The organism is Streptomyces sp. NPDC057287 (genome assembly GCF_042667905.1).
Lineage (GTDB): Bacteria > Actinomycetota > Actinomycetes > Streptomycetales > Streptomycetaceae > Streptomyces.
Genome location: NZ_JBHUYV010000001.1, coordinates 466,552 through 479,906 on the forward strand (window position 1 = coordinate 466,552; position 13,355 = coordinate 479,906).

Here is a 13,355-nt window from a genome sequence, read left to right on the forward strand (position 1 = left end):
GTAGCGGAACCCTGCCATCCTGTTGCCCGGGTCATGCGTGTCCAGGAGGGATCATGGAGAGACGGGCCGAGGCTTTTCCTGACGCACCGTGTGGTTCCGGCGAACCGTACGGTCCTGGTGCGGCGTACGGACCTGGTGCGCCTCGCCACCCGGACCGGCGAAGGCCCTTCCGGTGAGCTCGGTCCTGGACACCAGGGACATACCCGCGCGGGATCGTGAGGAGACGATCCGGAGCGCGGTGTGGGAGTCCCTCGTGCGGATCGACATCGACCACCACCTGCCGCCCGAGAACCTCGCGGTCCACATCGGGCTGGACACCGCCGGACCCCTGGCCATCTGCTCGGCGCGAGCGACCTCGATGACCATACGGCGGACCCCGCGCCTGGCACGGGAGGACGAGGAGCCGGCCGTCTTCCTGGGCCTGCAGGTGACAGGCACCAGCCTGGTGGTGCAGAACGACCGCCAGGCTCTGCTGCGGCCCGGGGACTTCGCCCTCTACGACACGGTCACCCCCTACACGCTCCTCTTCGGTGAGGGAGTGGACCACCAGTTCCTCCGGTTCCCCCGCGCGGCGCTCGCGCTGCCCGAGCGGGCGCTCCGGGACGTCACCGCGGTCACGCTCGGCTCCGGCAATCCGCTGGCACGCCTCGCGTCCTCGTACTTCTCCCGGCTGATCGCCGACGAGGGGCTGCGCAGCGGCCCGTACGCGGACGCCGTCGCGGAACCCAGCGTCGAACTCGTCCGTGCCGTCGTGGCGACCCAGCTCGGGAGCCAGGAGCTGGCCGCGGCACCGCTGGAGGCCACGCTGGGCCTGCGGATCACGCGGTACATGCGCGCGCACCTGGCCGATACCGACCTGTCCGCCGCACGGATCGCCGCCGCGCACGGCATCTCGGTGCGCCACCTCTACACGGTGCTGGCCCGGTCGGGCATCTCCCTCGGGGACTGGATCCGCTCGCACCGCCTCGCGGAGTGCAAGCGGGAGCTGGCCGGCCCCCGGGGCCGGACCCGGACCGTGGCGGCGGTGGGACGGAGCTGGGGCTTCGTGGACGCCTCCCATTTCAGCAAGGTGTTCAAGCAGGCGTACGGCGTCTCCCCCCGGGCCTGGCGCGACGGGAACCGCTCCTCGCCGTGAACCGGTGGAGGCGCCGACCGCGGTCGGGCCCCGCCGGACATGGCTGGGCTCCACCGGAGGCGGGAGGCCGGCTCGCGGGCCGGCACCGGCTCAGCCGAGCCCGGTGAAGAACTCCCGTACGTCCTCGGCCAGGAGCCCGGGCTGCTCCAGTGAGAGGAAGTTGCCGCCGCGGTCGAACTCGGTCCAGCGGACGACGTGGTGGTCGCGCTCGGCGAAGCGGCGGATCGCCACGTCGGACGCCAGCGCGACGGCCACCGCGGTGGGGACGGTGCCGCGCTCCTTGGGCGCCCAGGCGGCGGGGTCGTGGGCCATCTCGTAGTAGAGGTGGGCCGAGGAGCCTGCCGTACCGGTGAACCAGTAGAGGCTGACGTTGGTGAGCAGGGTGTCGCGGTCCACGGCGTCCTCGGGCAGCTCGTTCGCCGTGTCCGTCCACTCCTTGAACTTCTCGACGATCCAGGCGAGCTGGCCGGCCGGTGAGTCGTTCAGCCCGTAGGCCACCGTCTCGGGCCGGGTCGACTGGATGACGTTGAAGCCCATCCTGTCGTCGCGGAACTGCTGGAGCCGCTCCAGCCGGGTCTGCTCGCCCTCGGTGAGCCCGGCGAAGTCCGCCGGATCCTCGGAGGGGAAGGTGACCAGCCCGTTGACGTGGACGCCCTTCACCCGCTCGGGGGCGATCCGGCCCATCTCGCCGGCGATCCAGGCACCGCCCCCGTTGCCCTGCACCCCGTAACGGTCGTAGCCGAGGCGGGACATGAGCGCGGTGAAGGCTCCGGCGATCCGGCCGGTGTTCCAGCCCGTCGACGACAGGGGACCGGAGAAGCCGACACCGGGCGTCGACGTGACGACGACGTGGAAGTCGCGCGACAGCGGCTCGATGACGTCGACGAACTGGACGAACGATCCGGGCCAGTCGTGGATGAGCAGCAGGGCGGTGGCGTCGGCCCTGTCGCAGCGCACGTGCGCGAAGTGGATGTCCTGGCCGTCGATCTCCGTGACGTACTGCGGGAACTCGTTGAGCCGCTCCTCGGCCCTGCGCCAGTCGAAGCCGTCCGCCCAGTACGCGGCGAGCTCCTTCAGGTATCCGGCGGGGACGCCCCGCGACCAGTCGTCGACGCCCCGCACCCCGGTGTTCCAGCGGGTCCGGGCGAGCCGGTCGCGCAGGTCGTCCAGGTCCGCCTGCGGGATGTCGACCCGGAAGGGACGGACGGAGGTGTCTGCGGCCGCGGTCTTGCTGCTGTTCTCCATGAATGAAATCCTAGGAGCGGTATAGGCACGCTTCATTCCTATTGGAACGGCGGACCGCGAACGATGCTGGAAACCTCCGCGCGCCTGCTGCGCCTGCTGTCCCTGCTCCAGTCACCCCGCGAGTGGCCGGGCTCCGAGCTCGCCGACCGGCTCGGGGTGAGCGGCCGGACGGTGCGCAACGACATCGAGAGACTCCGCACGCTCGGTTACCCGGTGGACGCCACCCGGGGGTCGACGGGTGGCTACCGGCTCGCGGCGGGCAGTGCGATGCCCCCACTGCTCCTGGAGGACGACGAGGCCGTCGCGGTGACGATCGCCCTGCGCAATGTGGCACGGAGCGCCCTGGCCGGGATGGAGGACACCTCGGGCCGCGCTCTCGCCAAGCTGGAGCAGGTGCTGCCCTCGCGTCTGCGCCGGCGCGTACGCGCCCTGCAGGAGTACGCCGTGCCCGTACCGGCGGACCGCCCGGCGCCGGGCACGGACACGGAGCTGCTGATGACGCTGACGGCGGCCTGCCGTGATCACGAGCGCCTCCGCCTGGACTACCGCGACCACGCAGGGGCGTCGGCCCGCCGGCTCGTCGAGCCCCAGCGCGTGGTCAACTGGGGCCGCCGCTGGTACCTCGTGGCCTGGGACGTGGACCGCGTCGCCTGGCGCACCTTCCGCGTGGACCGGCTCACGCCCCGGCTGCCGGCCGGCCCGCGGTTCGCCCCGCGCGAGGACCCGGAGGGCGGAGCGGCGGCGTACGTCGCGGGCGGCGTGTCGGCGGCGGCCTGGCGCCACCGCGCCCGGGTGACGGTCCACGCTCCCGCCGCAGCGGTGCTGGAGCACGTCAACCCCGCGGTGGGCACGGTCGAGCCCGTCGACGCGGAGACCTGCGTCCTGGAGACCGGAGCCGATTCCCTGGACTCTCTCGCCGTCCACCTGGGCCTGCTCGGCTCCGACTTCACGGTGACGGAGCCGCCCGAGCTGGTCGCCTTCCTGCGGGAGCTGGCCGAGCGGTACGCCCGGTCCACCGAGGGCGGTCAGGCGGGCAGCAGCCCGGCCGCGTCCAGCAGGTAGTCGGTCATCGGGTCGTAGAAGCGCGGGTCGGCCACGTGGTCGTCCAGCGGCACGGTGACCTGGAGGGTGCCCTCCGCTTCGCCGAGGAAGAGCGCGGGGTCGTTGCAGTCCGCGTAGCCGATCGAGTCGATCCCGCGCTGCCCGGCGCACCCGGCCCAGCCGTGGTCGGCCACCACCAGATCGGGCATCGGCCGGCCTTCGCGCTCCAGACCGTCCAGGATGGCGGCCATCGGGACCGGGGAGTGCGTGTGCCACAAGGTCGCCCCGCGCTCCAGCACCGCGACGTCGGCGAACTGGAAGACCATGCCCTCGTCCGCCATGAGGCCGCCGGGGATCCGTACGATCTCGCAGCCGGCGGCCCGCAGGGCGTTCGCGGTCTGCCGGTGGACGTCGAGCAGACCGCCCGGATGCCCGGTCGCGAGGAGCACGCGCTCGCCGTCGGCGGCGGCCTTGCGCAGTCGTGCCGCCATCCGGTCCAGGGCGTCGACCGTCAGCTCCGGGTCGATGGTGTCCTGCCCCTGGCGGTGCTCGGGGTCGTCGTCGACCCCGCACCTCTCGGCCATCACGGCCAGCACGTCCTGCTCGTCGGTCCACCGGTCACCGAGCTCCAGCCCCAGCCAGAAATGGCGGTTGCCGTTGGCGAGCTGGCGGTAGTGGGAGAGGTTGTTGTCGCGGGGGGTGGCGACGTCGCCCGCGATACGGGTGCGGACGAGGTGCTCGACGAGGGCGGCGCGGCTGGGTATCGGCATGCACCCATTGTGCCGTCGGGTACGCGGTGTGTGCCCGGTGTCTCGACCGGCGGGATCAGTTGCCCGGTGTCCCGACCGGCGGGATCAGTGGTCGCCCCGGGGGACTCCCCCGGCCTGCGGCGGGACCGGGTGCCGGGCGGGCCGGGCCGTGGCAGGCCGTGCGGGGGTCTCTGGAGGAGATCAGGGACGGCGGGGCCGCCCACGCCTGATCCGTGCGGCCGGGGCCGCGGGCGTCAGGCCGCGCGGCCCGCCGCCTCGAAGGCGCCCCGCGCCAGCCGGTGCAGCAGGGCGGCCGTCGCCGTGCGGTCCGGGAGGGCTTCGGGGCGGGTCAGGTGGGGAGTGGAGTTCAGCAGGCCGAACACCGCGTGGACGGTGACCCGCGCCTCGCTCTCCGCGAGGCCCGGATAGAGGGCGCGCACGACCTCGACCCAGACCTCCACGTACTGCCGCTGGAGCTGGCGAACACGCTTGCGGTCGGTGTCGCGCAGACGGTCCAGCTCGCGGTCGTGGAGGGTGATCAGAGGGCGGTCGTCCAGGGCGAAGTCGATGTGGCCCTCGATGAGGGCGTCCAGGAGGGCGCCCGGGGAGCCGTCACGGGAGGCGACGTCCTCGGTGACGCGCAGCCTGCCGCCGGCCAGCAGGCGCTCGCTGATGCCGACCAGCAGCTCGGCGAGCATGGCGTCCTTGCCGGGGAAGTGACGGTAGAGACCGGGGCCGCTGATACCGACCGCCGCCCCTATCTCGTCGACCCCGACACCGTGGAAGCCGCGCTCGGCGAAGAGGCGGGCCGCTTCCCTGAGGATCTGCTCGCGGCGGGTGGGAGCCGCGACACGGGCGGCGGCATGGGTGCTCATGGGGATTCATTCTAGACAGGGGGGTTAGCGCTCGTTAACCTGAGCGCCATGCGTTAACGCTCATTAACCACATCCGACTACTGCGGTACGGGCAAGGGGGCTCGACAGGATGCAGCAGGCACCGGTCCTGGCGAGCGCGGCCGATCCCGCCTCGGAGGCCTGGCAGGCCAACGAGGCGGCGCATCACGCGCTCGCCGAGGAGCTGCGCACGCGGCTCGCCACGGCACGTCTGGGCGGGGGTGAGAAGGCGCGGGCCCGGCATGTGGCGCGCGGCAAGCTGCTCCCCCGGGAGCGGGTGGACACCCTGCTCGATCCCGGCTCGCCCTTCCTGGAGCTGGCGCCGCTCGCGGCCGAGGGGCTGTACGGGGGCGCCGCGCCGGCGGCCGGGGTGATCGCCGGAATCGGGCGGGTCAGCGGCCGGGAGTGCGTGATCGTCGCCAATGACGCCACCGTCAAGGGCGGCACGTACTACCCGATGACGGTGAAGAAGCACCTCCGCGCCCAGGAGGTGGCCCTGGAGAACCGGCTGCCCTGCCTGTACCTGGTCGACTCGGGGGGCGCGTTCCTCCCCATGCAGGACGAGGTGTTCCCCGACCGGGACCACTTCGGGCGGATCTTCTACAACCAGGCCCGGATGTCGGGCGCCGGCATCCCGCAGATCGCGGCGGTGCTCGGCTCCTGCACGGCGGGCGGCGCGTACGTCCCCGCGATGAGCGACGAGGCCGTCATCGTCCGGAACCAGGGCACGATCTTCCTGGGCGGCCCGCCGCTGGTGAAGGCCGCCACGGGTGAGGTCGTGACGGCGGAGGAGCTGGGCGGCGGCGAGGTGCACTCCCGCACGTCCGGGGTCACCGACCACCTCGCCGAGGACGACGCGCACGCGCTGCGGATCGTGCGGAACATCGTGGCGACCCTCCCGGACCGCGGCCCGCTGCCCTGGTCCGTGGAGCCCGCCGAGGAGCCGAAGGCGGACCCCGCGGGCCTGTACGGCGCGGTGCCGGTCGATTCGCGTACGCCCTACGACGTGCGGGAGGTCATCGCCCGGGTGGTGGACGGCTCCCGGTTCCAGGAGTTCAAGGCGGAGTACGGCCAGACGCTGATCACCGGCTTCGCCCGGATCCACGGCCATCCCGTCGGCATCGTCGCCAACAACGGGATCCTGTTCTCGGAGTCCGCCCAGAAGGGCGCCCACTTCATCGAGCTGTGCGACCAGCGCGGCATCCCGCTGGTGTTCCTCCAGAACATCTCCGGCTTCATGGTCGGCCGGGACTACGAGGCCGGGGGCATCGCCAAGCACGGCGCCAAGATGGTGACGGCCGTGGCGTGCACGCGGGTGCCGAAGCTGACGGTCGTGGTCGGCGGGTCGTACGGCGCGGGGAACTACTCCATGTGCGGCCGGGCCTATTCGCCGCGCTTCCTGTGGATGTGGCCGAACGCCAAGATCTCCGTGATGGGCGGCGAGCAGGCCGCCTCCGTCCTGGCCACCGTCAAGCGGGACCAGATCGAGGGACGCGGCGAGGAGTGGCCCGCCGCGGACGAGGAGGCCTTCAAGGACCCGGTCCGCGCGCAGTACGAGCAGCAGGGCAACGCCTACTACGCCACCGCCCGGCTCTGGGACGACGGAGTGATCGACCCGATGGAGACCCGGCAGGTGCTGGGGCTCGCCCTGACCGCGTGTGCCAACGCGCCGCTGGGCGAGCCCAGTTTCGGCGTCTTCCGGATGTGATGTGAGGACCTCCATGTTCAGCACTGTTCTGGTCGCCAACCGTGGCGAGATCGCGGTCCGGGTCATCCGTACCCTGCGCGAGCTCGGCGTGCGGTCGGTCGCCGTCTTCAGCGACGCCGACGCGGACGCCCGGCACGTACGGGAGGCCGATACGGCGGTACGGATCGGGCCCGCACCGGCCGCGGAGAGCTATCTGTCCGTGGAGCGGCTGCTGGACGCCGCCCGCCGGACGGGCGCCGAAGCCGTCCACCCCGGTTACGGCTTCCTCGCCGAGAACGCGGGCTTCGCCCGGGCCTGCGCGGAGGCGGGTCTGGTCTTCATCGGCCCGCCCGCCGAGGCCATCTCGTTGATGGGCGACAAGATCCGCGCCAAGGAGACCGTCGCCGCGGCGGGGGTCCCCGTGGTGCCAGGCTCCTCCGGGAGCGGGCTCACCGACGCGCAACTGGCCACCGCCGCACGGGAGATCGGCATGCCCGTCCTGCTGAAGCCCTCGGCGGGCGGCGGCGGCAAGGGCATGCGGCTGGTGCGCGAGGAGGCGCTCCTCGCCGACGAGATCGCGGCGGCCAGGCGCGAGGCGCGCGCCTCCTTCGGCGACGACACCCTGCTGGTGGAGCGGTGGATCGACCGGCCCCGGCACATCGAGATCCAGGTCATGGCCGACGGCCACGGCAACGTCGTGCACCTCGGCGAGCGCGAGTGCTCGCTCCAGCGCCGCCATCAGAAGATCATCGAGGAGGCGCCCTCGGTCCTGCTCGACGAGCGGACCCGGGAGGCGATGGGCGAGGCGGCCGTGCAGGCGGCGCGGTCCTGCGGCTACGTCGGCGCGGGCACGGTCGAGTTCATCGTCCCGGGCAGCGACCCGTCCTCGTACTGGTTCATGGAGATGAACACCCGCCTCCAGGTCGAGCACCCCGTCACCGAGCTGGTCACCGGGCTCGACCTGGTGGAGTGGCAGCTGCGGGTGGCCTCCGGTGAGCCTCTGCCGTACGCCCAGGCGGACATCACGCTGACCGGGCACGCCGTCGAGGCCAGGGTCTGCGCCGAGGACCCGGCACGCGGCTTCCTGCCGTCCGGCGGCACGGTGCTCGCGCTGCACGAGCCGCAGGGCGGCGGGGTGCGGACGGACTCGGGGCTCAGCGAGGGCGTGCCGGTCGGCAGCACGTACGACCCGATGCTGTCGAAGGTCATCGCCTACGGTCCGGACCGGCCCACGGCGCTGCGCCGGCTGCGGGCGGCCCTGGCGGACACGGTGGTGCTGGGCGTGCCGACGAACGCGGGGTTCCTGCGGCGGCTGCTGGCCCATCCGGACGTGGCCGCGGGCGACCTGGACACCGGTCTCGTGGAGCGGGAGGCGGACGGCCTGGTGCCGGGCGGGGTGCCGGAGGAGGTGTACGCGGCGGCGGCGCTGCTGCGGCAGCCGCCTGTCGCGCCCGCCGCCGGCTGGGTCGATCCGTTCTCGGTGCCCAGCGGCTGGCGGCTCGGCGGCACACCCGCCGAAACCTTCCACCACTTCCGTGTCCCGGGCCATGACCCGGTGCGCGTGGGTCTGCGTACGGGGGCGGCAGGCACGGCCGCACTGACGTTCGGTCACGCCGGGGACCGGGAGGAGCCGGCGGACGCCTGCGGTCCGGTGCCGCCGCTGCCGGGTTCGGAGAGGTCCCGGCTCGTCGAGGCGTCCGGACGGCGGGCCGTCGTCGAGCTCGACGGCCTGACGCACACGTTCAGCCTGGTCCCGTCCCCGGACGGGGTGTGGCTCGGCCGGGACGGTGACGCCTGGCACGTCCAGGACCACGACCCGGTGGAGGCGTCCCTCAGCGGCGCCTCCCGTTCGGGCGCGGACACGCTCGCGGCGCCGATGCCCGGCACCGTCACGGTGGTGAAGGTCGCGGTCGGCGACGAGGTCGTGGCCGGGCAGAGCCTGCTGGTCGTCGAGGCGATGAAGATGGAGCACGTCATCTCCGCCCCGCACGCCGGAACCGTCACCGAGCTGGACGTCACCGCCGGTGCCACGGTCGCCATGGACCAGATCCTGGCCGTGGTGGCCCCGAGGGAGGAATCGTGACCGACACCGGACTGCCCATGACGGTGCCCGCGGCGGGGCTGCCCGCCCGGGTCCGCATCCATGAGGTCGGCGCGCGCGACGGGCTGCAGAACGAGAAGACCGTCGTACCGACCGGAGTGAAGGCGGAGTTCGTCCGCCGGCTCGCGGAGGCGGGGCTCGCCACCATCGAGGCGACCAGCTTCGTGCACCCGAAGTGGGTTCCCCAGCTGGCGGACGCGGAAGCCCTGTTCCCGATGCTCGGGGACATCGCGGACGTGGGCGACGTGGCCCTTCCCGTCCTCGTGCCGAACGAACGCGGCCTGGACCGGGCGCTGGCGCTCGGTGCCCGCCGGATCGCCGTGTTCGGTTCGGCGACCGAGACCTTCGCCGCCCGCAACCTCAACCGCACGGTGGACGAGTCACTCGCCATGTTCGAGCCGGTCGTCGCCCGCGCCAAGGCGGACGAGGTACACGTCCGCGGCTACCTGTCGATGTGCTTCGGCGACCCGTGGGAGGGGCCCGTCCCCGTCCACCAGGTGGTCCGGGTCGCCAAGGCGCTGATGGACCTCGGCTGCGACGAGCTCTCCCTCGGCGACACCATCGGCGTCGCCACCCCCGGCCATGTGCAGGAGCTGCTCTCCGCGCTCAACGAGGAGGGCGTGCACACCGACAGCATCGGGGTGCACTTCCACGACACGTACGGCCAGGCGCTCTCCAACACCCTGGCCGCGCTCCAGCACGGGGTGACGACGGTGGACGCCTCGGCGGGCGGCCTGGGCGGCTGCCCCTACGCGAAGAGCGCCACCGGAAATCTCGCCACCGAGGATCTCGTGTGGATGCTCGACGGCCTCGGCGTCGAAACCGGGGTCGACCTCGGCGCACTCACCGCCACAAGCGTGTGGATGGCCGAACAGCTGGGCCGCCCGAGCCCGTCCCGAACCGTCCGCGCGCTGTCCCACAAGGAGTGAAGCACCCATGTCCCTTGACCACCGGCTGACCGCCGAGCACGAGGAACTGCGCCGCACCGTCGAGGAGTTCGCACACGATGTGATCGCCCCGAAGATCGGCGACTTCTACGAACGCCACGAGTTCCCGTACGAGATCGTGCGGGAGATGGGACGGATGGGCCTGTTCGGCCTGCCCTTCCCGGAGGAGTACGGCGGCATGGGCGGCGACTACCTCGCCCTCGGGATCGCCCTGGAGGAGCTGGCCCGCGTCGACTCGTCCGTGGCGATCACCCTGGAGGCCGGGGTCTCGCTCGGTGCCATGCCGGTCTTCCGCTTCGGGACCGAGGAGCAGAAGCAGCGGTGGCTGCCGAAGCTCTGCGCGGGCGAGGCGCTCGGCGCGTTCGGCCTGACGGAGCCGGACGGCGGCTCGGACGCGGGCGGCACCCGGACGACGGCGGTGCTGGACGAGGCCGCCGGCGAGTGGGTGATCAACGGCTCCAAGTGCTTCATCACCAACTCCGGTACGGACATCACGGAGCTGGTGACGGTGACGGCGGTCACCGGCCGGAAGGACAACGGAGCCCCGCGCATCTCCGCGATCATCGTCCCGTCCGGCACCCCCGGCTTCACGGTGGCCGCCCCGTACTCCAAGGTCGGCTGGAACGCCTCGGACACCCGCGAGCTCTCCTTCTCCGACGTCCGCGTCCCGAAGGAGAACCTCCTGGGCGAGGAGGGCCGCGGGTACGCGCAGTTCCTGCGGATCCTGGACGAGGGGCGGATCGCCATCTCCGCGCTGTCGACGGGGCTGGCGCAGGGCTGTGTGGACGAGTCGCTGAAGTACGCGAGGGAGCGCCACGCCTTCGGGAAGCCGATCGGCGCCAACCAGGCCATCCAGTTCAAGATCGCCGATATGGAGATGCGGGCGCACATGGCCCGGATCGGCTGGCGCGACGCGGCCTCCCGACTGGTGGCGGGCGAGCCCTTCAAGAAGGAGGCGGCGATCGCGAAGCTGTACTCCTCGACGGTGGCGGTGGACAACGCCCGTGAGGCGACGCAGATCCACGGCGGCTACGGCTTCATGAACGAGTACCCGGTGGCCCGGATGTGGCGCGACTCCAAGATCCTGGAGATCGGCGAGGGCACGAGCGAGGTCCAGCGCATGCTGATCGCCCGCGAGCTGGGGATGGACGCCTGAGACACGGGGCCGAGGTGATATACACCCGCCAGGCGTATATACCCGTCACCCCCAGATGGCTCACCGCGGCGAAGACCCTCGTGGACGACGACCTCAGCGCGACCGCGAAGGTGTGCCCGGACACCGACATGCTGCGTCTGCAGCCGGTCACCGGCTGAGCCCGGACGTTCGCGACAGCCGCCTTCCCTGTTCACGGGAGGGCGGCTTTTCGCAGCTCAGGTAACGGAACGGCCGCTCCCCCTTGCCCTCCCGGCCTGCGATATGTGAGGTTAGGCTAGCCTTCCTTTGAATCGTCAGCGGGCGCCCTCGGCGCGTACGAAAGCAGACACACTCATGCCCAACCTCCGGACCAGCCCACTCTCCCGCCGCGGCCTGCTGGCCGCCGGTGGTGCCGTCGGTCTCGGTGCCGCCCTGGCCGCCTGCGGCGGCAGCGACGAGAAGGGCTCCGACTCCGGTACGGGCACGGAGAAATCCGGCCCCTGGTCCTTCAAGGACGACCGCGGAGAGACGGCGAAGGCCGACTCCGTGCCGAAGAACATCGTCGCCTTCGTGGGTGTCGCCGCCGCGCTCCACGACTACGGCGTCGAGGTGAAGGGCGTCTTCGGCCCGACGAAGACCTCCGACGGCAAGGCCGACGTGCAGGCCGGTGACCTCGACATCAGCAAGGTCGAGGTGCTCGGCAACGTCTGGGGCGAGTTCAACGTCGAGAAGTACGCCGGCCTGGCGCCGGAGCTCCTCGTCACCGCCATGTGGGAGAAGGACGCCCTCTGGTACGTGCCGGACCAGTCCAAGGACAAGATCCTCAAGCTGGCCCCGAGCGTCGCCCTGTGGGCCGCGCAGACCACGGTCCCGAAGGCGATCCAGCGCCACGAGGACCTGGCCGCCTCCCTCGGCGCCGACGTCAAGGCCAAGAAGGTCACCGACGCCAAGGCCGCCTTCGAGAAGGCGGCGGCCCGGCTGCGCGCCGCCGCGAAGTCGCAGCCGAACATCAAGGTCCTGGTGGGCTCGGCCAGTCAGGACCTGTTCTACGTCTCGCTCGCCAAGATGTCCGCCGACACCCTGTACTTCCAGGAGCTCGGTGTGCAGTTCGTCGAGCCGAAGGTCAACGAGGCCGGCTTCTTCGAGGAGCTGAGCTGGGAGAACGTCGACAAGTACGACGCGGACATCATCATGATGGACAACCGCTCCTCGGCCCTGCAGCCCGACGCCCTGACCTCCAAGCCGACCTGGGCGAAGCTGCCGGCCGTCAAGGCGGGCCAGGTCATACCGCGTACGACGGAGCCCATCTACTCGTACGACAAGTGCGCACCGATCCTCGACGCCCTCGCCGAGGCCATCGAGAAGGCCAAGAAGGTCGGCTGATCCCCCGGGCCCGGCCCCTGGAGCTCGTCTCCGGGGGCCGGGCCTTCCGCTTTTCCCGTCCCGGGGAGGAGACCCCTCGCATGACGACCGCCACCGCACCCGCCATCACCCCCTTCCGGTTCTTCGGCCTGACGGTCCTGCGGACCGAACGGCTGAGCCCTTCCCTGCGACGGATCACCTTCGGCGGTCCGGGGCTCGACGGCTTCGCCTCGGGGGGCCGGGACCAGAGCCTCTCGCTGTTCCTGCCGCACCCCGGCCAGTCCGAGCCCTTCGTCCCCGTGGCCGAGGACGGCACCTGGTTCGACGCCTGGCGCGCCGCCCCCGAGGACGTACGGGCCGTCATGCGCGCGTACACGGTGCGCACCCAGCGCCGCGCCGACGACGGCACGACCGAGATCGACATCGACTTCGCCCTGCACGAGGACGGCGGGCCCGCCTGCCGCTGGGCGGAGGCCGCTCGCCCCGGCCTGCCGCTCAAGGCTCTGGGCCCGGCCGCCGAGGACAACGCCTCGGTCCGCTTCCGCCCGCCGCAGGACACCGACTGGGTGCTGATCTGGGCGGACGAGACGGCCCTGCCCGCGGCCTCGGCCGCACTGGAGTGGCTTCCGGCCGGCACGAAGGCCCATGTCTGGCTGGAGGTCCCGCACGCCCGGGACCGTCTGGAGCTCCGCACCGGGGCGGACGTGACGGTCCACTGGCTCGTACGCGGCCAGGGGGCTCCCTCGGCCGTGGACGCCGTACGCGCCGCCGGACTGCCCGGGGGCACTCCGTACGCGTGGATCGCCGGTGAGTCTTCAGGCGTACGGGGGCTGCGCCGCCACCTCGTCCAGGAGCGGAAGTTCGACCGCAGGCGCGTCACCTTCGTCGGCTACTGGCGGCGCGGGATGAGCGAGGAGGAGCTCAGGGCGGAAGCGGCGCGGACGTCCGCGTAACGCACCTGCGCGCCTTGTGGGGTTCCTGTGACGGTTCCCCCAGGGGGACGAGGGACGCGATTTTATTAGGTTAGGCTTACCTAACTTAATCGTCGCGCCCTCGTCCC

At 72.0% G+C, this 13,355-nt stretch carries 11 protein-coding genes; 8 read left to right on the top strand and 3 right to left on the bottom strand.

The annotated features are described in order from the left end of the window. Positions 1-172: 172 nt before the first annotated feature. A complete protein-coding gene (locus tag ACFUNE_RS02005; protein ID WP_383561193.1) occupies positions 173-1,135 on the top strand; it encodes a helix-turn-helix domain-containing protein in 963 nt (320 codons plus the stop codon). 90 nt (positions 1,136-1,225) lie between these two features. Here ACFUNE_RS02005 and ACFUNE_RS02010 read toward each other — a convergent pair whose 3' ends face one another. Beyond that, a complete protein-coding gene (locus ACFUNE_RS02010; protein ID WP_383561195.1) occupies positions 1,226-2,380 on the bottom strand; it encodes an epoxide hydrolase family protein in 1,155 nt (384 codons plus the stop codon). A 63-nt stretch (positions 2,381-2,443) separates the two neighbouring features. Between ACFUNE_RS02010 and ACFUNE_RS02015 the strand changes: the two genes are divergently transcribed. After that, positions 2,444-3,442: a helix-turn-helix transcriptional regulator gene (locus tag ACFUNE_RS02015; protein WP_383561197.1), complete on the top strand. Its 999-nt coding sequence runs from the start codon at positions 2,444-2,446 to the stop codon at positions 3,440-3,442. Here ACFUNE_RS02015 and ACFUNE_RS02020 read toward each other — a convergent pair. Both ACFUNE_RS02020 and ACFUNE_RS02025 read right to left on the bottom strand, forming a co-directional pair. Beyond that, the gene (locus ACFUNE_RS02020; protein ID WP_383561199.1) at positions 3,406-4,191 is read right to left on the bottom strand and encodes a phosphatase; all 786 of its coding nucleotides are present in this window, start codon (positions 4,189-4,191) and stop codon (positions 3,406-3,408) included. The genes ACFUNE_RS02015 and ACFUNE_RS02020 overlap by 37 nt on opposite strands. A gap of 233 nt (positions 4,192-4,424) precedes the next feature. Then, on the bottom strand, positions 4,425-5,045 hold the full coding sequence (locus ACFUNE_RS02025) for a TetR/AcrR family transcriptional regulator (protein ID WP_383561201.1): 621 nt from the start codon (positions 5,043-5,045) through the stop codon (positions 4,425-4,427). 109 nt (positions 5,046-5,154) lie between these two features. On the opposite strand from ACFUNE_RS02025, the gene ACFUNE_RS02030 reads away from it, so the two are divergent. The 6 genes from ACFUNE_RS02030 to ACFUNE_RS02055 all read left to right on the top strand — a co-directional run bounded on the left by ACFUNE_RS02030 (position 5,155) and on the right by ACFUNE_RS02055 (position 13,248). Beyond that, positions 5,155-6,771 carry a carboxyl transferase domain-containing protein gene (locus tag ACFUNE_RS02030; RefSeq protein WP_383561203.1) on the top strand — a complete coding sequence of 539 codons (1,617 nt, stop codon included), beginning with the start codon at positions 5,155-5,157 and terminating at the stop codon, positions 6,769-6,771. A 13-nt stretch (positions 6,772-6,784) separates the two neighbouring features. Further along, complete coding sequence (locus ACFUNE_RS02035; RefSeq protein ID WP_383561205.1) at positions 6,785-8,833, top strand: acetyl-CoA carboxylase biotin carboxylase subunit; 2,049 nt, start codon at positions 6,785-6,787, stop codon at positions 8,831-8,833. Between the two features lie 17 nt (positions 8,834-8,850). Beyond that, a complete protein-coding gene (locus ACFUNE_RS02040; RefSeq protein WP_383561682.1) occupies positions 8,851-9,780 on the top strand; it encodes a hydroxymethylglutaryl-CoA lyase in 930 nt (309 codons plus the stop codon). Positions 9,781-9,787: 7 nt separating this feature from the next. Then, positions 9,788-10,954, top strand: coding sequence for an acyl-CoA dehydrogenase family protein (locus tag ACFUNE_RS02045; RefSeq protein WP_383561207.1), 1,167 nt, complete (start codon positions 9,788-9,790; stop codon positions 10,952-10,954). 333 nt (positions 10,955-11,287) lie between these two features. Beyond that, the gene (locus ACFUNE_RS02050) at positions 11,288-12,316 is read left to right on the top strand and encodes an ABC transporter substrate-binding protein (protein WP_383561209.1); all 1,029 of its coding nucleotides are present in this window, start codon (positions 11,288-11,290) and stop codon (positions 12,314-12,316) included. 80 nt (positions 12,317-12,396) lie between these two features. Beyond that, entirely contained in the window at positions 12,397-13,248 is an 852-nt protein-coding gene (locus ACFUNE_RS02055; RefSeq protein WP_383561211.1) for a siderophore-interacting protein, read from the top strand. Positions 13,249-13,355 lie beyond the last annotated feature (107 nt).

Excerpts from the sequence above, each read along its gene's own strand:
- ACFUNE_RS02010 (WP_383561195.1), bottom strand. The coding sequence starts at position 2,380 with ATGGAGAACAGCAGCAAGACCGCGGCCGCAGACACCTCCGTCCGTCCC.
- ACFUNE_RS02015 (WP_383561197.1), top strand. The coding sequence starts at position 2,444 with ATGCTGGAAACCTCCGCGCGCCTGCTGCGCCTGCTGTCCCTGCTCCAG.
- ACFUNE_RS02020 (WP_383561199.1), bottom strand. The coding sequence starts at position 4,191 with ATGCCGATACCCAGCCGCGCCGCCCTCGTCGAGCACCTCGTCCGCACC.
- ACFUNE_RS02025 (WP_383561201.1), bottom strand. The coding sequence starts at position 5,045 with ATGAGCACCCATGCCGCCGCCCGTGTCGCGGCTCCCACCCGCCGCGAG.
- ACFUNE_RS02030 (WP_383561203.1), top strand. The coding sequence starts at position 5,155 with ATGCAGCAGGCACCGGTCCTGGCGAGCGCGGCCGATCCCGCCTCGGAG.
- ACFUNE_RS02035 (WP_383561205.1), top strand. The coding sequence starts at position 6,785 with ATGTTCAGCACTGTTCTGGTCGCCAACCGTGGCGAGATCGCGGTCCGG.
- ACFUNE_RS02040 (WP_383561682.1), top strand. The coding sequence starts at position 8,851 with ATGACGGTGCCCGCGGCGGGGCTGCCCGCCCGGGTCCGCATCCATGAG.
- ACFUNE_RS02045 (WP_383561207.1), top strand. The coding sequence starts at position 9,788 with ATGTCCCTTGACCACCGGCTGACCGCCGAGCACGAGGAACTGCGCCGC.
- ACFUNE_RS02050 (WP_383561209.1), top strand. The coding sequence starts at position 11,288 with ATGCCCAACCTCCGGACCAGCCCACTCTCCCGCCGCGGCCTGCTGGCC.
- ACFUNE_RS02055 (WP_383561211.1), top strand. The coding sequence starts at position 12,397 with ATGACGACCGCCACCGCACCCGCCATCACCCCCTTCCGGTTCTTCGGC.